Source organism: Binatus sp. (SeqCode) (genome assembly GCF_049584895.1).
Taxonomy (GTDB): domain Bacteria; phylum Desulfobacterota; class Binatia; order Binatales; family Binataceae; genus Binatus.
The window spans coordinates 20,237-43,130 of record NZ_JBAUYR010000090.1; the positions used below are offsets into that span (position 1 = coordinate 20,237).

The following is a 22,894-nucleotide window of genomic DNA, read 5'->3' on the forward strand; positions in this document are numbered from 1 at the left end:
GGAGCTGAAGAACAGATGATGCAACGGGTGAGACTTTGGACCGGATGGGGGACGGGGGTTTCTAAACATTTGGCGCGGAGACTATCGCGCGCGATTGGATCGGGACTCGACAGTTCGACAGCGAAGGTAAGGCCGGGATTGCTAGTCGTCCTTCTAATGGTCCTCGCACCTGTTTGTCTTTTGGTAAGCCAATCGGGGCTGAATGCGAGCGGCAATACCATAACGGTGAACAACCTCACGGACCCGGTGAGTACCACCGGCAACGGCTTCTGCACCTTGCACGAAGCAATCGACAACGCCGCCAGTCCGGGAGTCGATACGACGGGCGGTGACTGCGCGGTGGGTACAGGCAGCGACACGATTGTTTTCACCGTCACGGGCGAAATCACGCTGGCCAGTGCGCTGCCGGCAATCAACAACTCACCGGGCAGTTTGACGATTGATGGGGCGGGGCAGGGCGTAGGTATCGACGGCGCCAACTCGTTTCAGATTTTCTCGGTGAAATCGTTAGCGGTCCTCAATTTGAAAAACCTGAAGATCTCGCGCGGCAGTGGCGCCGGCGGCGCGATTACGAATAGCGGGACGGTCACGGTCACCAACTGTAATATCGCGGAGAATAGCGCGCCCAGCGGCATGGCCGGCGGCGGGATTTCCAACCTCGGTAGCTTGACGGTGACTAACAGCGCATTCTTCGATAACAGCGCCGGCACGGATGGCGGCGGTATCTTCAACAATGCCGGCACGCTGATGGTAACCAACAGCACCTTCTCGTCCAACAGCGCGGGCAGCAGCGGCGGCGGCATCTACAACAGTGGCAGCGGGACGACGATTGGCAACAGCACTTTTTCAGGCAACACTTCGGCCTCCGGCGGTGGCGCGATTTTCCATAACAGCGGCACGATCGCGATCAGCAACAGCACCATCTCGGGCAACAGCGATACTTCCTCCGGCGGAGGAGTTGACAACGGCGCCGCCGGCGGGAGCGTGACTATCACGAACTCGATTCTCTCGAGCAACACCAATGGAAATTGCGCGGGAAGCTCCGTCACGAACGGCGGCTTGAACATAGCAGACGATGCCACCTGTGCGTTTGGCAGCAGCACCGGCGCCAGCGGCCAGACGATAGGAGATAGCGTCAACCCGCTGCTCGTGCCCAATCCGTTGGTTGCGTCGAACAATCTCCAGTTCCTTCAGTACTATGGTGGACCGACTCAGACGATCGCTTTGCAATCGGGCAGCCCTGCAATAGCCGCGATTACGTCAGCTAAGTGTCCGGCGACCGATCAGCGCGGCGGGACGCGGCCGGCAGCGGGTCAGAGTGCATGCGATATCGGAGCGTTCGAGCTCGGCGCGGTGGCGCCCTCGGGCGGCGCGCCGGTTGAGGTCTACGTCGGCAGTAACTTTTTCAAAAGTACCTTTGTGAGTACGCTAGGTGCTACTGAGAGTATAACGGTCAGCTCGACCCCGGGCGTGGCAGAAGGCGACCTGGTGTTAGTCGGGCTATTTACCTATCAGAGTTGCGTGCCGGGATCGGCCTATACGATCACTCCGCCGACGGGCTTCACGCCGGTAACTATGGCGTCGGGGACCAACCCGATCTTCAACTGGGATACCAGCGGCGGCGTAGCTGAGGTATTTCAGAAGACGGCAGGCGCGAGCGAACCAGCTTCCTATACGTTCACCAGCACGAATCCGTGTGCGAGCGGATCACAAGTAACTACCGACTACGGGATCACGGTGTGGTCGAATGTAGCGGCGACTCCGGTTCAGAGCGCGACTGAGAATGTTACTGCTTGCACCTACGCAACCAGTTGTTCGGTGGTTGCGGACGCTCTGACGACCACGGTCGCTAATGAGATGCTGGTGCCGATGTATTTCGCCGGGAATCGCGAGCCGACCTGGGCTTGCACGCTGCCCGGCGGATACGACTTCGCGTGGGGCCTGCAGGACAACTCATTCTCGCTCACCTGCGGTGGATACAACAGCCAATCGGCAATCGGGAGTACCGGGAATCTGAGCGTCGACATGTCGGGATTCGGCAAATTCCCGTCGGGCTATCCAGGCTTGGCGTTCTTGGTAGCAATCGCTCCTGGTTCTGGGATTGGCGCGACTCCGACTGCGACATCGACGGCTACAGCGACCAGCACGGCGACGGCCACTCCAACGTCGACCGCGACTGCGACCGCAACCAGGACGGCGACGTCTACAGCGACGGCAACGTCGACCGCGACGCCAACGTCAACCTCGACTGCGACGGCAACGTCGACCGCGACGGCAACCTCGACTGCGACGGCAACCTCAACCGCGACGGCAACCTCGACTGCGACGTCAACCTCGACTGCGACGTCAACCTCGACTGCGACGGCAACGTCAACCGCGACGCCAACGTCAACCGCGACGGCAACGTCGACCGCGACGCCAACGTCAACCGCGACGGCAACGTCAACCGCGACGGCAACGTCAACTGCGACGGCAACCTCGACTGCGACGTCAACATCCACAGCTACGGCGACGCGGACGGCGACACCAACTGCGACACCGACTGCTACGTCAACGTCGACTGCTACGGCAACTGCGACGCCGACTGCTACGGCAACCTCCACGGCGACAGCTACCGCGACGCCGACGCCGGTGCCGGTCGGGCTGCATATCAATCCCTCATTGCTGGAATTCGGTACGGTGAAGGTCGGTAGTCAGAAAGGACCCAGGGACATCACCGTGAGCAATCCGAAGCATTCGGGTGCTCCTGTGCTGATGGAAGGGGTCAGCGGAGTAGCAGGTACTGCGTTCAACGTGACGAATGGCTGTACGGCACCGCTGGCACCGGGCGCACACTGCACAATCGCAGTGACGTTCGCGCCGACTACTAGTGGAAAGCAAAGCACTAGCCTGATGATCCTCGACAATGCGCAACGCGAGCCGCAGTCGGTGGAGCTCAAGGGCAAAGGCAAGGACGAAGGCAACGGAAAGTAGGCGCGGCCCGACAAGCTGCACCTGAGTGAAGAAGAAAGCCGGCGCCGCCCCATGGTGGTGCCGGCTTCCTCGTTTGGGCAGTAAGCAAATGTCGGTCAGGATAGCGGTGCTCTCAAGGAGTCGGGAGGGGAACTGAATCAGCGAAGGAGGTCAGATAGCTGTGCGGTCGGAGCGTGTGAGACGGGTAGTTAAGGCGCGAAGCAATGCGCAGGATGCGCCACTTGTCAGGACGGCCAACAACAAGTCGAAGGGAACTCGAAATCGAATTCGAGTGAAAAACACAGAGTAAGCGAGAGCCGCGCTTCAATAACTGAGATAGAGATAGGACTCAATCTCGCGAGGGACGTTAGATAGCTGTGCGGTCAGAGCGTGAGGGGCGAGTACTTAACGCGTGAAGCAATGCGCTGGCTGCGCCACTTGCCAGGATGATCAGCAGGAAGTCGAAGGGAACTCGAAATCGAATTCGAGTGAAGAACACAGCGTACGCGAGAGCCGCGCTTCCGTAACTGAGGTAGAGATAGGTCTCGAGTTGGGAAATGCGCCGTCTTAGGATCAAGGGCAGGAGGAAAGCCAAGGTCAGCAATGGATAGTAAGTTAGAGCCATCAAAAGATCGCGAATCCGGCTTGATTCAACCGAGGTACGTAGCTCATTGCGGTAATTGAACCAGTTCGCCAATTTTCGGATGAACAGCCACGCCGACTCACGCGGATGGCCTTTAATCCATGCGATTGCGTGTTTTTTGAGAGCTGCATCCATCTGAATTTCGGGAAAATTTACGGCTTCCGGAGCGACGGCGGCTACATCGATATTGGTGCCGGAGTTTGGACCAGTGAGCGGCGAGTTACCCAGGATCAAATTGACTCCTGAGTTTGAAGCGAACAGAAACCGGCCAAAGACCGAATAGTTTCTAAGGCTCCACAGGCCAATTGCCATCGCGACTACGGCACCGGTCACAAGGGCTTTGATGACGCCGCGTCTTTCGCGCAAACATTGAAAGGCCATGAAGACAAGAAGATTAGCCATGTAGAGCGGAACACTAAGAATCAAGCCGGCAAAGATAAGGCCCTGACAGAACGCCTCCTTGAATGAAGGGCGAGCATCGGGGCGAAAATGAACAGCGATCGAGACGAGAAATAGAAAAGACGTGATAGCCTGGGGATATAAGGTTCCAGCGGTGTACAAGGTGACCGGATAGAGCAATACGAACAGTAGCGCCAAAGTCTCGGCCGCGGAGCCGTAGAGCTCGCCAGCGATGTAGGACGTCAGAAGGGCGGCGCCGACCCACCAAAGAAGGTTGACTGTTTTTGCGAACCTTACACTGCTATCCAACGCCAGGACCGGGACCATCGAAGCGGGGTAGCCGGGCGGCCGGTAAGCGGTCGGATGCAAGCCGTCACGGGAAAACGTTCCATGGTGCAGAAGATTCGAGGCAATGAAGTAGTAGTCAGCCTCGTCTACATAAGTGAAGTTGCTTTTGAGTGTTAAGGAATAGGCCACGGCCGCGAGAATCGCAATCAAGATCAGCAAGCGCTGAGTTCGTCCGGCGAATCGAGGCGATGAAACGGGGGATACGGGAACCGCTATGGCTTCAACCGGAGAATCAATTGGTTCGGCTAATCTCGAGGCGGGGGCGGCCAGCATCCGATCAGCCTCGCCCGGACTGACCCTGCATGTAGCTATTTCTAACCGGGCGGGTGGTTCGGAGGTGAGGCGCGACCGACGGGCACTTTCGGCCAGTGCTTTTCAGCCCGTGGAAGAATGATTTTGGTGAATCCTGCCTCTATTTCGAGGTGAACGGGAGCAAGATTCCAAAGCGAAATGGGAGGAATCCGAGGCGCCGGGTCGCCGCGTGGGCGACATCAACCCTCGGAGCCATAAGGACCATCGATGAGCGCAATTCTGGGCGTGAGCGGGCTGGCCGAGTCGGTTCGATTCAAACGGGAACACTGGCCTGGGCTTGAGGAACGAGACTACCGGATTTCACAGGGATTCGATGCTGCAGCGGCGCTGGTGGTGGACGGAGTCGTGGTAGCGGCGGCGGCCGAGGAGCGTTTCAATCGGCGCAAGCAGTCGGGGGATTTTCCGGTGGAAGCTATCGAGTACTGCATCGGGCAGGCAGGTCTGTCGATGGCGGACGTCGACGAGATAGCTCACTGCTTCGACTACGCTCCGTTCGGGGAAATTTTCAGCCTCGATTCCACCAGCGCAAAGCTTTATGAAGAGGTGTTTTCCCGGGAAGCGCTGGTCGCGCAGGTCCGGCGACACTTTCCGAAGTTCAATCCCGAGCGCGTTCATTCAGTCAGCCACCATTTGAGCCATGCGGCGAGCGCCTACTTCACTTCGGGCTGGGATGAGTGTCTCGTGGTCGTACTGGACGCGATGGGAGAAACCCAAAGCGGATCGATCTTTCGCGGGACCGGTGGAAATCTGGAAAAGCTTCGTGAAATCTCCGCTAACGACTCACTTGGGATTCTTTATTCGCTGGTGACCTATCATCTGGGGTTCGATTTCAATTCCGACGAATACAAGATCATGGGACTCGCGCCCTATGGCGACCCGCGGCAGTTTGAAGGCGCTTTTCAGCAGATGATCGAATGCCGTCCCGACGGCACCGTAAGAATTCCCATACTTCGTTTGAACCGCACGCGGGACGAACGTGAGAACTACCTGCAGACGCGCGACTGGCTATCGCGAAACCTTCTACCACGGCGTGAGCCGGACGCCGAAATAACGCAAGCGCATCGCGACGTAGCAGCGGCGCTTCAGGCGGCGCTGAATCGCGCGATTCTCCACATCTGCGGTCATTTTGGCGCGACTATGGGACTTCGCAAAATCGCGATGGCGGGCGGAGTAGCTCTGAATTGCAGTGCCAACGGAAAGCTGACGCGTTCAGGTCTATTCGATGAAGTCTATGTGCAACCTGCAGCCGGTGACGACGGGGCGGCGCTCGGCGCGGCGCTGCACCGCGCGTCATTGAATGGCGAGGTCATCAACCAGAGGTTTCCAGTCCCATTCCTGGGGCCGAGCCATCCCGCTTCTGAGGTCGACGCGGCGCTAAAGGACTTCGGCGATGCAATAAGAGTTACTAGTCTCGGAAGTACCGAAGAGACCTGTGTCCGGGCGGCGAGAATGATCCATGAAGGAAAGGTGGTTGCGTGGTATAGGGGTCCAATGGAATTTGGACCACGTGCACTTGGCAATCGCAGCATCTTGGCCGATCCTTCGAACCCGGAAATGCGCGACCGAGTGAACGCGATGGTCAAAAAGCGCGAGGCCTTTCGACCTTTCGCGCCCGCAGTCACGATCGAAGAAATCCACCGATGGTTCGACGTTCCACCGATGAGGTCGTTACCCTATATGATAGCCACGGTAAATGTCCGCGAGGAATATCGCGCGATGCTACCCGCAATAACCCACGTCGATGGAACTGCGCGAGTGCAGACCGTAGAGGCGCGCGACAACCCGGCATTCCACGCGCTGCTGAAGGCGCTAGGGCAGGTCAGTGGCCGCGAGATCGTGCTGAACACGAGCTTCAACGTAAAGGGGCAACCGATCGTCAACACGCCGCGTGAAGCGATTGAGACCTTTCTCGGCACCGGAATCGATTGCCTATTCATCGAAAACAACCTGGTGAGCCGAGCATAAGTGCATCGCTAAATGACTACTCCTTTCAATGGCAGGACAGCCGATCCGCTCACGGCCTCGGACCAAATCCGGCTCGCCGAATGGAACCGGACCGAGGTGGAGTTAGATTCTAAGAAGCGCGTTCACGACTTTTTCGATGAGCAGGTGGCTCGTCTTCCAGAAAAGACCGCGATCATATGCCGCGATCAAGTTTTGACCTACGCGGGACTCCGCGCAAGAGCTGATCGACTCGCGAACCGTCTGCGCAAACTCGGCGTCGGTCCCGAAACAATAGTGGCAGTTTCGATGGAACGATCGATCGAAATGATGGTGGCGCTGCTAGGGGTCCTGAAAGCGGGCGGCGCCTATCTTCCGCTGGATCCTTCGTTTCCGCGGGAGCGCGTCGCGTTCATGATGAAGGACAGCGAAGCGCGCGTCATTCTTATGAAGGGACGCCTTAAGGACTATCCCGATCCCGGCGATTCTGGCGCAATCGTCGTCAACCTTGAAGAAGCGGCGGCCAATGAAGACGTACCGGAACCAACAGAGAGCTTCACATCCGATACGCCGGCGTCGTCACTCGCCTACCTGATGTACACCTCGGGTTCCACCGGAACGCCAAAGGGTGTGATGGTCGAGCATCGAAATGTCGTCAATCTATTTGCCGGGATGGACCGCATAATCGGCTCTGAGAGCGGTGTCTGGCTAGCGGTGACAAGTATTTCTTTCGACATTTCCGTGCTCGAACTCCTATGGACACTTAGCCGCGGTTTCACAATCGTGTTACAGACGGGAAAGAATGGCCTGGCTGCGACGGGCGACTACTCGATCCAGTCGCAGATTGCCCGGCATCGCGTAACGCACTTTCAGAGCACTCCAACTCTCGCCAGAGCGCTCATGCGATTCCCTGAAACGCTATCGGCGATGAAGCTCCTCAAAAAATTGTTTATAGGTGGTGAAGCATTACCGCTATCGTTGGCAAATCAGCTTGGCGAACAGTTAAGCGCCGAGACTTTCAATATGTACGGGCCGACCGAGACGACGGTATGGTCGACCACCTACAGACTGGAAAGATCGGGTGCTTCAGTTCCGATTGGCAGACCGATCGCGAACACTCGCATCTATATCCTCGATGAACAGGGCATGCGCGCACCGATTGGCGCCGTGGGCGAGTTATATATTGGTGGGGCAGGTGTTACCCGCGGCTACTGGCGACGACCCGATCTGACGGCCGAGAGATTTATCGTTAATCCATTTGAAACTGAACGCAGTGAGATGATGTATCGGACGGGCGATCTAGCGAGGTATCGGGATGACGGCGAGATCGAGTTCATCGGCCGCAGCGATCAGCAGGTAAAGATCCGAGGCTTTCGGATCGAGCTCGGCGAGATCGAGACGGTACTGGGGGCGCATCCCGCGGTGCAGGAAGCGGTGGTTGTTTCGTATCGAGATCAAGCGGATCAGCAGCAGCTGGCTGCACACGTGGTTCTCAAGCATGGTCTAGCGGTCAGCCAACAGGAACTGAAGATTCATGCGCGGAAGAAGTTGCCGGAATACATGATTCCAGCGTCCATCAAATTTCTGAGCGCGCTGCCTCTCACTCCCAATGGAAAGATCGATCGCAAGGCGTTACCCGCGCCGAGGGTGAGTGGAACTACGGAAAGTGCGACTGGTAACCGGGCGGGCACGGAGCTGGAAGGGATTATCGCAGCGCTGTGGCAAGACTCACTAGGTCTCGATTCTGTTGGCTTACAGGTCAATTTCTTCGATCTGGGTGCTACTTCTCTGAGTGTGGCTGAGGTTGCCACCAGTCTTAGGCAGAAATTAAAGCTGGAGATACCTCTTACCGACTTCTTCGCCTACCCAACGATTACTGCGCTAGCCGCACATCTGAGCGGACATAGTCGTCGGCGTGGAGACGCGACTGACCTTTCTGATCGGGGCGCGGCGCGGCGACAGGCACTGATCGCACGTTCGCGGGCAGCAGCAGATTCGAGCGCCGATCCAACCGAATGAAGGCGCCAGAGAACATTAGCGCGGGACCGTCGATTGCGATAGTCGGCATGGCTGGTCGATTCCCTGGCGCACGCAATCTGACCGAGTTCTGGCGCAATCTTCGCGACGGCGTGGAATCGATCAGCATACTTCGCGATGAGCAACTGATCGCGGCCGGCGCCACCGCTGCCGAGCTTGAAGATCCGGATTACGTCAGGGCTGCGGCGATTCTGGAGGACGTCGATCGCTTTGACGCTGCGTTCTTCGGCTTGAGCCCGCGTGATGCTGCAATCATGGATCCGCAACACCGGCATTTTCTGGAGTGTGCGTGGGAAGCTCTCGAAAATGCGGGTTGGTCGGTCGATGAGTTCGCGGGGCGGGTCGGCGTGTATGCCGGTTCCGGCATGAACAGCTATCTCATACACAATCTACTGGCCAATTCAAAGCTTGTCGCGAATGCAGGCCTGTTTCTCTTAAAACAAACCGGCAACGACAAGGACGTGCTAGCGTCGCGCGTGTCCTATCAGCTGAATCTCACGGGCCCCAGTCTTGCGGTGCAGACTGCGTGCTCGACTTCGCTGGTGGCAATCCACCTCGCCTGCCAGAGCCTGCTGAATCATGAGTGCGATATGGCATTGGCGGGTGGAGTTACTATCGAGATACCTCATGGGCTTGGTTATCTCTATCGCGAAGGTGAAATTCTTTCGCGCGACGGTCACTGCCGATCATTTGACGCGGCTTCCAGCGGCACTGTGTTTGGGAGCGGGCTTGGCATTGTAGTTTTGCGGCGTCTCGAGGATGCGGTCAGAGATGGCGATTTTATCCACGCGGTAGTTCGTGGAACGGCCATCAACAATGACGGCGCACGGAAAGTGAGCTACCTCGCGCCGAGCGTCGCGGGTCAGGCTGACGCCATTGTCGAGGCGCTGGCAGTTGCAGACGCTGATGCCGACTCGATCTCATACATCGAGACTCATGGGACCGGGACCACCGTCGGCGATCCGATCGAGATAGCAGCTCTTACGCACGCATTTCGCACGATCACCGACCGCAACGGATTTTGCGCGATCGGCGCACTGAAGACGAACATCGGGCACCTCGATGCCGCCGCCGGTGTGGCTGGGTTCATTAAGACTGTGCTTGCTCTCGAACATCAGCAGATCCCGCCGAGTCTTAACTTTTCCAAGCCGAATCCACTGATCGATTTTGATCACAGTCCTTTTTACGTGAACAGCAAACTGCGCGACTGGGGGAGCGACGGCCAACCGCGCCGCGCTGGAGTTACTTCGCTCGGAATCGGCGGTACTAACGCGCACGCGATTCTGGAAGAGGCACCGATAGCTGTGCCCTCAGGCCCTTCGCGTCCGTGGCAGGTGCTGACTCTATCCGCGAAAACGCCGGTGGCTTTGGACGCGATGTCGAGGCATTTGGCGGAGCATCTCGAGGAGTATTCGCCGAACCTCGCGGACGTAGCTTTCACAGGGCATCTCGGCCGCAAGCCTTTTCGGTTTCGACGGGCGATCATCTGCAAGGACTCTATCGATGCGGTTGAGGTGATGCGGCAAGGCGCTCCGAGACGAGTTTTTTCCAATTCAGCATCCGAGAATGATAGGCCTTTGATTTTCCTTTGTCCTGGACAAGGTTCGCAGTACCTATCGATGAGCCGCGGGCTATACGAATCCGAGCCGGTGATCAGGTCTACGATCGATTTCTGTGCCGACTATCTGCGCCAGTTTATCGGCGTCGATCTCCGCTCGGTCCTATTTACATCCGGGGCGGAATCCGGCGCTGCTGCCGAATTGCTCAACCAGACGCGGCTCACGCAACCGGCGCTATTCGTAGTCGAATACGCGGTCGCAAAGCTTTGGGCATCGTGGGGCATCGAGCCCACAGCCATGATAGGTCACAGCGTCGGCGAGTTTGCCGCCGCATGCATAGCCGGGGTCTTCTCGCTTGAAGCGGGCCTGCAGATCATCGCGGAGCGCGGGCGCCTGATTCAAAGTATGCCTTCTGGATCGATGACGGCCGTCCCGCTTCCGGAAAATGAGGTCATTCCTTTCCTTAATGGGAAGCTCTCACTGGCTAGCGTGAATGGCGACGAGCAATGTGTGGTTTCAGGTCCTGACCATGCGATCGGGGCCCTCGAAAAATTGCTGGCGGACAAGCAGTTGGACTATCACCGGTTGCGCGTCTCGCATGCATTTCATTCGAGCATGATGGATCCTATCCTACGCGAGTTTGCGGACTTTGTCCGGAGGTTCGAGCTGGCGCCGCCCACGATTCCCTACATCTCGAGTGCGACGGCGACCTGGATTACCGATGCCGAGGCGACCGATCCTGAATATTGGGCGGGTCAGCTTCGGCGAACCGTTCGCTTCTCGAAAGGTATCGAGAAGGCGCTTAAGACCCCGGGCGCCATTCTCCTTGAAATTGGTCCGGGCAATACACTGAGCGCGTTGTGCGAGCAGAGTCCTACATTCTCTGATACGCACGAAATTATTTCCTCGCTCCGCGCCCGAAGCGATGCAACCAGCGACGATGAATTCATTGTTCGCGCGGTCGGGCAATTGTGGGCGGCCGGAAAGCAGATTGATTGGAAGGGCTTCCATGCTCACGAACGCCGCCGGCGGCTGCCGTTGCCAACCTATCCGTTCGAACGGGAGCGCTTCTGGATCGAACCAGACCGAAAAGTCGAGTCGGTCGGTACCTCTTCCACCAGGTCGGTGAAGGAAGTCCGCGAGATCGGATATTTTTCCTCGATATGGAAGCGTGCAGACCTAATTGGGAAAGAGCGTGGACAGAAGGCTGGACCATGGCTCATCTTCGAGGACCTACAAGGCCTTGGCGACCAGCTAGTTCTAGTGCTTAAACGCAGCGGTGAACAATACATAACAGTGCGGCCGGGGCGCTGCTTTGCACGAGTCGCTTCAGACAGGTTCGAAATCGATCCCGACGACCCTGATGACTATCAGAGGTTACTTACAGAGATCGCCGCACCAGGCAAATTCCCACACACGATAGTGCATCTATGGTCGGTGTGCGGGCTGGATTCCGGTCACGACTTGTTAGGCGATCTGCCTAAGACTGAGACGATGAGCTTCTATAGTCTCATGTTTCTCGGTCAGGCTCTGGGAGCCGTCGAGGTTGAGAGTCCGGTACAGATTGCCGTTATTTCCAACAACCTCCATCGAGTCGCGGAAGAAACAATTTTGAATCCTGTTCGGGCGTTACTGACAGGTCCGTGCGGCGTTATTCCCAGGGAGCTGAGTAACGTTCGCTGCCGCAATATCGACGTCGAGTTCGGTGCAGCTAGTACTGCAACCGACGATAGTCTGAGAGAGGCGACGAGGCAGCTCGTCGCGGAACTTCAGTCGGATGAAATCGAATCGCCAGTCGCATATCGCGGGAACCGGCGCTGGGTGCAGACCTTTGCGAGATCGCGCGATCTGGCAAAACAGCCGGCGATCGCTCTTCGAGACCGGGGCGTGTATCTGATCACCGGGGGACTGGGAGGGATGGGCCTGGTCCTGGCGGAATCGATAGCAAAGTCCGTTGGGGCCAGGCTCGTACTGGTGGGACGCAGCGTGCTTCCGCCCAGGGAGTCGTGGGACGAATGGTTGGCTTCTCATGGCGACCGCGATATGGCCGCTGTACAGATCAAAAAGATTCGGGCAATCGAGAATATCGGTACAGAGGTAATGGTTCTTGCCGGAGATGTTTGCGATCCGGATGCGATGCGGCAAATCGCGGACCAGGCGCACGCTCAATTCGGTCCTATCAACGGAATTATTCATGCGGCCGGCGTATTGGACGATGCTCCAATGTTGGAGAAAGATCGGGCGAGCGCAGCACGCGTACTCGCGTCGAAGGTCCGCGGCACCCTCGTATTGGAGTCGGTCTTTCAACAGGATCCCGTCGAATTTTTTTTCCTGATGTCGTCCGTCAGTTCGCACCTCGCGCCGGCGGGCCAGGTGGATTACACAGCCGCCAACGCCTTTCTGGATGCCTTTGCAAGGTCTCGGTCACTCCAGGGAACGCGCTTCGTATCGATCCAATGGCCTCGATGGACCGATGTAGGTATGGCCGCGGAAGTAAGTAGATCACCAGACCCCGCTCACCCATTGCTAGGTCGGGTCAAGCTTGAAGGTCAAGGACGAACTACGTATTCCATGACTTTGAGTCTGGAAGACGATTGGATAGTTAAGGAACACCGCCTAAGGGGCAGCGCAGGACTCTTTCCTGCTACTGGCTACCTCGAAATGGTGCGTGCAGCCGTGATGGATCTGACGGGTTCGTCAGCATTGTCGATCAGCGACTTTTACGTCAACCAGCCTCTTCGAGTGAAGTCCCAGTCTGCGCGAGCTGTGCAACTTCTGGTGCATAAACAAGTCGACGGTTACAAATTCTCCGCGCGAACCTACTCGGATCTCTCCCATCGATGGCTCGAATGCGCATCGGGCCGAGTTAAAGTCGCTGTTATACCGCGTCAGCTACCTCATCATGATCTCGACGAACTCCGTAAGCGATGCAGCTTTGGCAAGCTGGGGCTCGATAATTCGCCACGAAATGAGGCGCAGGAACGCTGGATAGCGTTTGGGCCGCGATGGAGAAACCTCAAAACAGTCTGGATCGGTCGCGATGAAGCTTTGAGCTTGCTTAAGCTCCCCACCGAATTCGAGAGCGAAGTAGACACCTATCGCCTGCATCCGGCGTTGCTCGATATGGCAAGCGGCAGTGCGATGCTTCTTATCCAAGGTAACGAAAAGACCGGCTATTTATATGTGCCGATGTCTTATGGAAGTGTTTCGATTTCGGGGCTGCTTCCGGCCACCTGCTATGCGTATGTGCGCAGCAAAACGGGAGTGTCGATTGAGAGTTCGATAGCCACATTCGACGTCAGCATTCTTGATATGGAAGGCAATACCATCGTTGAGATCCGCGATTTCTCGGTGCGTCAGATACGTGACGTCTCAATTTTGGAGAGTGAGCAAGAGGGTGTTGGCACCGAGCTCGAGGATACACACAAGTTTGAAGCAATCAATCAACACGAGATGGAGCAACCTTCGGATGCGATCTCGTCAGAGGAAGGCGCTCGCGCGTTCGAACACGTTCTCCGCAACCCGCGTAGTTCGGGCGTTGTCATTTTTCCCACCGATTTCGCCGCTTACATCGATAGCAGGACCGCGCAGCATACTTTAGTCGAGTTACAAACACCTGTTGTCGCGCCTTCAGGTGATTCGACCGAAGAGCTAGAGGCGGCTCTGATACGTTGGTGGAAGGAATTGCTAGGCGTAGAGTCCGTGAGACTTCGAGATAATTTCTTTGAGCTGGGAGGGCAGTCTCTGACCGGGGTAAGACTGCTTACGAAAGTCAGGAAAACGTATGGCGTCGATCTAAAGCTCGCGACACTGTTCTCGGCTCCTACCATCGAGAAACTCTGCGCGCTGATTCGCAACCAGACCGCCACGCCTGCATCGCATTCGCTGATTCAGATTCAACCCAACGGGGACAAACGGCCGTTGTTTATCATTCACGAGATCGAGGGAAGCGTGCTTGTTTTTCGCGAACTGATAAAGCATCTCGATCGTGATCAGCCGATTTGGGGCGTCGAGTATTCGCCGGGTGAATCTTCAGCGCCTTATCTGCGGATGGAAGATCTGGCCGCGCATTACCTGGCGCAAATCCGCCAACTTCAGCCCAATGGTCCATACTATTTTCTTGGCTATTCATTTGGCGGATTGCTCGCGTTCGAGATGTCTCAACAATTGCGCGCGGTGGGACAGGAAGTCGCTCTGCTGGGGATGCTGGATACGTTCCTAATGAATGGTGTTCGAGCGTCGTCACAGAGGCGGAGTTTGCTTGAGTCAATGAAGAGGAGAACTGCGTCACTCGGTCGGCATGTGGGGCGCCTGGTCTTCGGTCCGCAGCGTCGTGAGTATCTGAAAGAGGATCTTGCAGAGCGTCTCGACGCGATTGTTGGTCAGGGTCGGCAATTCATCTACGGCATCCTGAGAGCTCGCGGCCTTTCAATTCCGAAGTTCCTCCATCGCGCCAAGGATGTGAACTGGTTTGCAGCTCTTAGATATGAGGCACTGCCCTATGCCGGGCGCGTCACGCTATTTCGCGCGATCACGCCGTTGAGTTTTATCGACATGCCGACCGATCGGGAACTTGGATGGGGTCCGTTGGCGCAAGGTGGTGTCGAAGTTCACGAAATTCCCGGAACGCACCGCGAGATAATGCGAGAGCCAAACGTGAGCGTTCTCGCGCACGAGGTTAGCAAGTGCCTGGCGGCAGCGCACGCGCGACACCCTGGAGACTCGACTATTGTCCAGACGGCTCAAACGGATGAGTCAGAAGACTCATCGTCCTATGTAGTTGCTATCGCTGCCGGCGAAACTGTGTCGTAGCTCTGCAGAGAATCGATTGCCTGGCTTAGTTCTATCAGATCTGTATTCAGAGGACGCGGTCTTATGCCCAAAGCATCCGCGATCTTCTTGAAACGCCAACGCCAATCGAGGTGTTCCAGCGACCTTAAGTAGTTGAGGCGTGCGAGAGCGGGCGTCCACTCACGAACTGCACGCGCAATCACTTCCAGACCTTCAGATCGATTAACCGTCCCGAGATCAAGCAGCGCTTCCGGCCAGAGTAGCGCCCGCACAGATTTGCTGCAAGGCGGAATTCCGGCGACGACAGCTCCTGCCGCGAGTGCATCGGTCCAGCGTCCGGTTAGATACTCGCGGGTAGGATGCGTCTGGACGCTGGGACTCACGAGGTTGGAGAAGGACAATGAGAACTTGGCGTCGCTCAAGTATCCCATCAGAGCGCGCTCGTTCTCGGTCGCATCGTCGAAGAATGGCGGCCTACCTTGAAAGCTCAGTTGTCTCGACCGACACGCAAGCGCGCTCGACAAATCGTCTTCCCAGTCTGATGGCTGGCGGCCTGTCCGAATCAGATCGTGACGACGCCTGGGATTTGCAGATCCAAGGCGCAGCGCGTCAGATCCCCACGGAAGCCATTCGACCGGAGCGCGCAACATGTTCCTCCAGGTATCCATGTCCTCCTGCTCGGTCACGAACAGGTGGTCGAAGACCCGTGCCATGCGCGCAAATCGGGGGACGTAATTGGTCCAGAATGAGTCAAAGACCCATGCTACCACTCGGCCATATCTTTCTCGCCAGTTCTCAACCAGAAATAGCGAGGCGAGATCCGAAGGCGCCGGACAAATGAGTAAGCAAGGTATCCCGGTCCTTTTCCGCGGAACCAAGGCAGCCAACTTCTCAAGCGTTGTGAAAGGCTTCGAGCGCAATACTACCAGGTCGCCATCAAGCAGGTTGGCGGCCAGGCGCGCCATACTATAGACGGGGTTATAGCCGGGTATTCCTGGATCTGTGTAAACGACTTGGACCCTGTCTTTCATATTCTACCTTAACGTAATAGCTGCAAAGTGGCGAGACTTAGCGTGCAGAGTGCTCACGAATGACTCAAAACGGCATGACCAATCGCTGCATCACGCTCCGCGACGACACTTTCCAAGGATGCCAGGACAACCTTATCGATACTCCTTCGAAGCGTTTGCGCGACCAGCATGCGGTCACGCTCAGACTTGAAGATCTCCAGGTGATCAGCTGCGCTAACCTTGCAAATCTCGATTTCGCCCTTGATCACTTCGCCCCAACCAAAATGTGGATCGCGATATCGTCCTATGAGTTCCCGATCTCGTTTAATGAGCAAGCATTTACCTGAGTAAGGTGCGGGACGGTATTTTCGCGCTGCGGTGACCCGGGCTGACAACGGTCCGTATTCATCGATCAAGCGCCGGGTAGGATTCACAATATTCCATTTCCACGGGAGCCAGCCGGATTTCCCTTCTTTGAGCCTTCTGAATTTATCCATTACCCAGCCGGGAATTTCGTTCCATTGCAGTTTGCTCAGGTCGGATCGGTACGATGTAACAGTCATCCAGAAATCGGAGTATTCTCGCATGAAATGGGGGTTCGGAGTATCGAATAGTACCAAAAGGCCTACTTCATTTCCCAGCGCCCTCAAACGTTGCGCAATCTCGTAGGCTACGATGCCCGAGGCGCTGCAACCGCCTAGCATGTATGGTCCGTGAGGCTGATGACTGAGAATCGTCTTCAGGTGCGCATTCGCTTCATCGTAGATGCTGTAGTCGTCGGAGAGCTGAGTGTCTTCCTGTCCGATGATACTCAACACTGGCTGATCGCTCCCGGTAAGCTTCACGACGTCGATAAAATAGGGATAGGAGTCGATCATGAAGAAAGGAGGCCGGGTTCCCTTCGCCTGGAGGGCGACTACTTGTGCGTTGTCCGGCACGACTTCGAGGGATTTGCGGTTCTCCTTCAAAATCGTATAGAACTTTCGACGCATTGATGTAATACCTTCGACGAACGTCTATAGAACTCAAGTCGTTGCCGCTTTCAAAAGGATAAATTTTCGCGAACTACCACCGGCCACTTCTGCAGATCGAGGCCATGTGTTTTGAAGAGCCCTAGCGCGAGCCGATCCAGTCCAAAAGCGACGCATCCTGTATGAGCCTGGTCGCCATTTTCGTTGAAGAGTTTCCAGACCGTACTGAAGTGGTCGCGATGACAGTTGAAGCTCATGCAAGCGGTCGGCGGTTCCTCTGCACGGAAGGGAACCAATAGTTCGAACTTCAACGATTGTTCCAGTTGACTCATTGCCGCGAGCCTGCCGGCTCTTCCGAAGAAGGGATCGCTGGCGGGAGCGATCTGATGGGGTAGTCCGAGGAGTTTAGCCAGCCGTTGCGCCAGGAACACCCATCGAGTTCGGAAAGCCAGGACCTGTTCGGGCGTTCCCACGCAAACGAACTCGCGCATCCGAAAGGATTGGAATCGACCCACTTCGTGCGTGGACTCGCGACGAAAGCAATCGGAAGCGACGTCAAACATAAGGCCCTTCGCCGGTACGGGCCCGGAGTCCGCGACCATGGGATAGAGGGGGTAGCAAGCGGCGGGCGAGAGAACCAACTCCGTCGATGACAGTTCGCTCATCCACTCCTTTCGTTCCACCAGGGCGTGAATCTCCGCCTCATTTCCCTGGAGGCAACTGACGTTGCCGAGCAAATGCGGGAAGCTGTGCAGGTAGCCCGATTTCTCCAACTGGCTCCGGCTCATCACCGGCGGGAATCTCAGAATCTGAGTCTCCGGTTCGCGATGCCGCGTGATAAAGGAAGACAGTCCTTCAACAACTTGCTCGAACAGTCCGGTTCGAGCGTAAACGCCGGCGCCGGGGCTGGGTAAGAGCAGCGAGCGCGTTAAAGAGTCCAACTCATCTTCGACAACTGGATTTATCGGCACCGGAATCCCTCTTTGACTAATAGGCACGCCGGACACTAGCTCCGCAGTGAGTGTGGTACTTCGACGAGTAATGACGCGGTGGCGACACTGCCAAGGATCCGCTCGTTGTTGATCATGATCGAAGATGACAGTACGTCGCGCAGGTGACGCGAGACCGAGAACTCGCCATCATTTCGATAGCCTGACAGTCCACAAGCCTGCATAGCGCTCATCACGGTCGAAGTGGCCATTTCCGAAGCAGTAACCTTTAGTAGACTCATCGCCGTTTGGAATTCGAGTGATTCAAGTGCGGTGTCCTCGTGTTCAACCTTTTCGAAATTCTGAAGCGCCGAGGCTAACGTTCCCCTCAGGCTGCGAAGCGACAGAGTCGCCCGCGTGAGGTGACCGATACCAACCGGCGACGGGTCTCCGCTGCGAGCTGCCGCGCGAATACAACGTCGTGCTCGCTCAACAGCGGCCGCTGCAAGTCCGCACCATACTGAAGCCCAAGTCAGGTGTGCGACGGGCATCATAGTATGCGACTGAATCTTCTCGTAAGGATCCGGCAGGACCTGATCTATGCCTCCATTCCCATTGAGCGCGAAGCCGGCGCTGCAGGTGCCGCGCATCCCGAGAGTGTCCCAGTTCATGATCGGATCGAGCTGGTAGTCTTCCCTGACGAAGGCCACCAGGACCTGGTTGGTGGGAGCGGCATCAGTAGAACTACGGGCAGTTGTCAGGATAGCGTCTGCCTGCGCCCCGTATGACATCACGGTCGCGCTCTTGGTGAGTGTTATGCGTGAGCCCGTACGTTCTACGGCGCAGACACTCTTGCGCAGATCGCCGCCTCCTCGGCCCTCGGTCGTGGACGAGGCCAGCAGCATTTGATCCTTTGCAAGCCGGCGCAGCAAGCGATTATGCCACGGGCTGTTTCGGGCATGGCGCACCAGGATTGCGACCATTATCTGGTGCATCGCAAATATCATGGCGGTTGACGCGCAAGCTCGCGCCAGGATGTAGGAGATGTCGGCCACATCGGAGAGGCTGGCTCCCTCTCCGCCGAGTCCGGTTGGGACCATGACGCCGAGCAGCCGTTGGGTTCGTGCGGACGTGAACGCCTCGGCCGGGAAACGCGCTTCTCGATCAACAGCGTCGGCATTGGCCAGCGCAACGGCCGCAGTGGCCTCGGCTCGCGAATTCAAATCACCCTTGGCCGGACGCGCGAGCCTCCCTTTACCGTCGTCGAATTCAGAGGACTCGGCGTAACCTCGTATGAGGTTTTCAGGCTTTTCCGCTGCCGAAGTCGCTGAATTTCGAGGGCGCGAGGCAGACCGCAGCTCGCCCGTTCCGTTCTCGTTGGTTATAGATCGTTCTGGCAAATTCAAGTGACAATCCTCGCGAATCTATCTACGCAGAGGCCAGGCGTCACACAAAGTAAATATTAACGTTATTCGCGAGTTTCGCCGCTAAACGCGCAGTGAGCCGCGACCAGCAGGCCGAATTGAGCATAAACCCCTGTGAATACGGGTTTCCAACACTAGCGACCTGCGCGGGCGCATCGGGCCATATTCACCACGATTTTGGCATCGGCGGTGAGAATGAACAGTGCTGCGGAAGGGTTCGCACGAAGATCGTGCCTGGATCGGGGTAATAGAAGCCGAGTGATCGCAGGAGTTATGGACGACATCAACATTTCCGGAGAGCGAGTAATCGCGGTGGTTCAGCGGTTAATCAGCGAGAGATCTATTACGCGGCCAGTCTCTTTGGATGACACCCTCACAGAGGCTGGTTTGACTTCGTTGGACGCGGTCCGACTGGTGCTGCTGGTTGAGGACGAGTTCAACATTGAGATACCTATCGGCGAGTTGACGCTCGTCAATTTTCGATCCATTTCCACGATAAGCCGATTGGTCAACAGACTGGTAAATCAGAGTGGATGAGTGCTTGGTCCGCTCACACAATAGTCGCAAATCAATTTCTTGCCAGCTATCAGATGATGAGTCGCATCGAGATTGACCGCCTGATGCGAGAGTTTTATGCCGCTAGAAAACGCGGCGACCTTGATGCCGTTTGCCGATCCTTCTCTCCAGACGCGAGGTTCCAAATCGCGAGCGCGAATGAGGCCAGCCCGGTCGCAATCAAGGCCAGCGGGGTCGGCGAATTTCGGCCTTTGCTGGCGCTTTTGATCAAGACATTTAAGCTTGGCGATTTGATGATATCCGCGATGACGGTCGACGGCTCTCAGGCCACGGTGCATTGGCAGGCTGACGTTCGTTCGAGCATTACGGGAGCGACGGTACCTACAGAGTTGGTCGACCTCGTGGAAATTCGCGACGGCTATATCGTGAACTTCAATGAAGTCTTCGTACGGCGCGCTAATGCCTGAAACTGTCTAATCCAATTGGAACAGATTCCAAGAATGTCACGAGGAGGGGCAACGATGAATGACCTGGCACATGCGATCAGCAATTCTGCCCAGCCGCAAGAAGACGCCTTGGATTACGAGAGCATCGTCGCAGAACACGGGGAATGGACCGCAATGGCAATCGATCTGGGCCAAGGGCGTTCTACGCGACCGCCCGCGCCGGATTGGCGACTGCGTCGTATCGTGCAGGTTGCCTCAGACTTGCTCGGCAAGCCGCTCTCAGAGGCCAGAGTACTCGACCTGGCATGTCTTGAAGGACACTACGGAATCGAGTTCGCGATGCATGGGGCTACGGTTGTAGGAATAGAGATCCGCGAGTCGAACATCATCAAGGCTCGCTACGCACAACAGGAACTTGGACTCAAGAACATCACCTTTGTTCAGGATGACGTGCGGAATATCAGTCGAGCCGAGCTGGGCGGATTCGACATCGTGATCTGTTCCGGCATCCTGTATCACCTCGATGCTCCTGACGTGTTCGATTTTGTGCGACGCACGTACGAGATTTGCGACCGCCTAGTCGTCATAGATACCCAGATTGCGCTAAGCACGCCGGTTAGTATTAGCCACGGCGGTCGGACCTACTACGGGCTGCAGTACAAGGAGCATGACGAGCGGGCGGATTCGGCGAAGAAGTACCAGGACCTGTGGGCGTCGCTCGATAACGTCAAGAGTTTCTGGTTTACGCATCCGTCGCTCTGCAACCTCATCGCTGACGTAGGGTTCACTTCAATGCTTCGGGTCGAGAACCCCGACACGCCCGGGATGGCCGTGGATCGGCAGACTTACGTGGCAGTTAAGAATCATCCTGCGAAGATTCTCTCATCGCACGTCACCAACGACCTTGTGGCATCCCATCGACCTGAGCGTAATGATGCGCCCCCGAACGCGATACAGTTGGAACGCGGCCGATTGTTTAGATTTATGAAGGGCGCGCTAGGACAGTCGGTTAAAGATTGGATCAAGCCGCTTTTACGGTTTGCTCGATTACTGCCGCCGGATACGACCCCGGAGTTCATGAAGAAGCCGGCTCGGCAACTCCCGCGACGAAGACAGTAGCAACGAGTTCGCGCTCAGGGATGTAGGCAGACTTCCATCTCATCCGGAACATGTAGGGTATCCACAAGTTCCAGGACGTCGTCTTCAGTCGTCTCGCCATTCGTCACGCAGGCCCTGATTATATCGTTGCCTTCGAAGGATGCGGCCGCGACCCATGCACGGCCTGAAGCTAGTACTCGGCGTACGATCGATCGGACGTCGCCAAAACCCGGCGGAGGCTTGATACACAAGACGCCTAGCGACGACGAGTTGGCAATCGTCCATCCGCGCTCGACTAGCTCGGCCTCGAGTAACTCTGTGAGTCTTATAGATCGCTCGATGTGCTCGGCGTAGCCGTTCCATCCGGCCGCTGCGAGTGACAGAAACATACGGAGCCCGAGGAATCGCCGCGACCACTGAACTGAGGTGACATACGGGTCAAGGCTGGGGATATTCGAAGGCATGAAGCTGGTCGATACCTGGAACGCGGACGATAGAACATGCGGATGGCGTGTGATGAACATCCCGCAGCCCATCGTCGTCGCAAACCACTTATGAGCGTCGATCGTAACGGAATCCGCACGCTCGATACCGGCGAGAACGTGTCGCAAGCGGTCAGAGGCGATCAGCGCACCGCCCCAGGCCGCGTCTACGTGGTACCAGAGGTTGTTCGATCGCGCCACTTCGGCGCATGCCCATAGTGGATCGATCATTCCTGCATTGGTCGTACCTGCTGTAGCTGCGATCATGATGGGAACGCGTCCGATCGCCAGGTCGTCGCCTACTGCATCCGTCAATGCGTTCTGGTCCATGCGTCCGAAGCCGTCAGTTGCAACCAGGCGCACTGAGGAGCGGCCGATTCCCGCTTGATGCGCGATTTTCAACCACGCAAGATGGCTCTCGCGTGAGACGTAGAACATCGGCGGACCATCAAAGGCTCGCGCTCCCTCCGTTGCAAATTCCGGATTAGCCCGGGTCAGAGCACAAACCAGCGCGGTGTAATTCGCCTCAGATCCACCGGATGTAAAATGGCCCGCGGCTTCGGGTGGAAATCCCGCGCGACGGGCGACCGAACGGATGACGTGAGCTTCTATCTCAACCGCGACTGGAGAGGTCGCCGAGGTCGCGAGCTGAGGATTGAATGCACCGGCGATACGATCGGCGCATCGAGCGGGGAAGGTAGGAGCCGGATTAAATAAACCGAAATAACGTGGATGCGTGATGTGAACCAGACCACGCTCCATTTGATCGATGGTCCACGAGAGCAGTTCGTCGAGCGGGCGGGGCGTTTCAAAATCAAAATCGAGCAGCTCGCTCCGGAAGGAGTCGAAGTTCAGCGTGGGTCTGACGGGGCCTTCAGCGACACGCTCATTCGCCCGAACTAATTTGCGCGTGAGGAGGTCGTCGAATCGCACGCGCTCTGCAGGCTCCGGAAAGAGACGCGATCCGCGCCCAGATGCCTTTCGACATTTTCTGGTTTGCTGCGAAACTTTTCTTTGATGCGCCATCGTATCTATC

General features: G+C 56.9%; 13 protein-coding genes. 7 read left to right on the forward strand and 6 right to left on the reverse strand.

Translation table 11 applies throughout. The features are described from left to right. Positions 1-225 precede the first annotated feature (225 nt). The gene (locus tag WB650_RS15970; RefSeq protein ID WP_423961172.1) at positions 226-2,973 is read left to right on the forward strand and encodes a choice-of-anchor Q domain-containing protein; all 2,748 of its coding nucleotides are present in this window, start codon (positions 226-228) and stop codon (positions 2,971-2,973) included. A gap of 346 nt (positions 2,974-3,319) precedes the next feature. Here WB650_RS15970 and WB650_RS15975 read toward each other — a convergent pair whose 3' ends face one another. Further along, the gene (locus tag WB650_RS15975; RefSeq protein ID WP_422303950.1) at positions 3,320-4,615 is read right to left on the reverse strand and encodes a hypothetical protein; all 1,296 of its coding nucleotides are present in this window, start codon (positions 4,613-4,615) and stop codon (positions 3,320-3,322) included. Positions 4,616-4,861: 246 nt separating this feature from the next. On the opposite strand from WB650_RS15975, the gene WB650_RS15980 reads away from it, so the two are divergent. The 3 genes from WB650_RS15980 (at position 4,862) to WB650_RS15990 (ending at position 15,003) form a co-directional block, all read left to right on the forward strand. After that, the gene (locus WB650_RS15980; RefSeq protein ID WP_422303949.1) at positions 4,862-6,619 is read left to right on the forward strand and encodes a carbamoyltransferase; all 1,758 of its coding nucleotides are present in this window, start codon (positions 4,862-4,864) and stop codon (positions 6,617-6,619) included. Between the two features lie 144 nt (positions 6,620-6,763). Then, a complete protein-coding gene (locus WB650_RS15985) occupies positions 6,764-8,614 on the forward strand; it encodes a non-ribosomal peptide synthetase (RefSeq protein WP_422303948.1) in 1,851 nt (616 codons plus the stop codon). After that, positions 8,611-15,003, forward strand: a complete 6,393-nt coding sequence (locus WB650_RS15990; RefSeq protein WP_422303947.1) for an SDR family NAD(P)-dependent oxidoreductase — start codon at positions 8,611-8,613, stop codon at positions 15,001-15,003. The genes WB650_RS15985 and WB650_RS15990 overlap by 4 nt, the downstream gene beginning before the upstream one ends. Here the strand turns inward: WB650_RS15990 and WB650_RS15995 are convergent. The 4 genes from WB650_RS15995 to WB650_RS16010 all read right to left on the reverse strand — a co-directional run bounded on the left by WB650_RS15995 (position 14,964) and on the right by WB650_RS16010 (position 19,115). After that, positions 14,964-15,695, reverse strand: coding sequence for a hypothetical protein (locus tag WB650_RS15995; protein WP_422303946.1), 732 nt, complete (start codon positions 15,693-15,695; stop codon positions 14,964-14,966). The two genes, WB650_RS15990 and WB650_RS15995, sit on opposite strands and share 40 nt — an antisense overlap. Positions 15,696-16,066: 371 nt before the next feature. Beyond that, the gene (locus tag WB650_RS16000; RefSeq protein WP_423961175.1) at positions 16,067-16,984 is read right to left on the reverse strand and encodes a thioesterase domain-containing protein; all 918 of its coding nucleotides are present in this window, start codon (positions 16,982-16,984) and stop codon (positions 16,067-16,069) included. A gap of 50 nt (positions 16,985-17,034) precedes the next feature. Continuing rightward, positions 17,035-17,934 (reverse strand): amino acid--[acyl-carrier-protein] ligase, encoded by a 900-nt coding sequence (locus WB650_RS16005; protein ID WP_423961177.1) that lies wholly within the window; start codon positions 17,932-17,934, stop codon positions 17,035-17,037. A 35-nt stretch (positions 17,935-17,969) separates the two neighbouring features. Then, positions 17,970-19,115, reverse strand: coding sequence for an acyl-CoA dehydrogenase family protein (locus WB650_RS16010; RefSeq protein WP_422303943.1), 1,146 nt, complete (start codon positions 19,113-19,115; stop codon positions 17,970-17,972). Between the two features lie 474 nt (positions 19,116-19,589). On the opposite strand from WB650_RS16010, the gene WB650_RS16015 reads away from it, so the two are divergent. From WB650_RS16015 to WB650_RS16025, 3 genes are all read left to right on the forward strand, one after another. Further along, positions 19,590-19,853, forward strand: coding sequence for a phosphopantetheine-binding protein (locus WB650_RS16015; protein ID WP_423961179.1), 264 nt, complete (start codon positions 19,590-19,592; stop codon positions 19,851-19,853). 83 nt (positions 19,854-19,936) lie between these two features. Beyond that, a complete protein-coding gene (locus tag WB650_RS16020) occupies positions 19,937-20,299 on the forward strand; it encodes a nuclear transport factor 2 family protein (protein WP_423961181.1) in 363 nt (120 codons plus the stop codon). 54 nt (positions 20,300-20,353) lie between these two features. Next, positions 20,354-21,397, forward strand: coding sequence for a class I SAM-dependent methyltransferase (locus tag WB650_RS16025; protein WP_422302852.1), 1,044 nt, complete (start codon positions 20,354-20,356; stop codon positions 21,395-21,397). Between the two features lie 14 nt (positions 21,398-21,411). On the opposite strand, the gene WB650_RS16030 is transcribed toward WB650_RS16025, so the two are convergent. Next, positions 21,412-22,884 (reverse strand): pyridoxal phosphate-dependent decarboxylase family protein, encoded by a 1,473-nt coding sequence (locus tag WB650_RS16030; RefSeq protein WP_423961183.1) that lies wholly within the window; start codon positions 22,882-22,884, stop codon positions 21,412-21,414. Positions 22,885-22,894 lie beyond the last annotated feature (10 nt).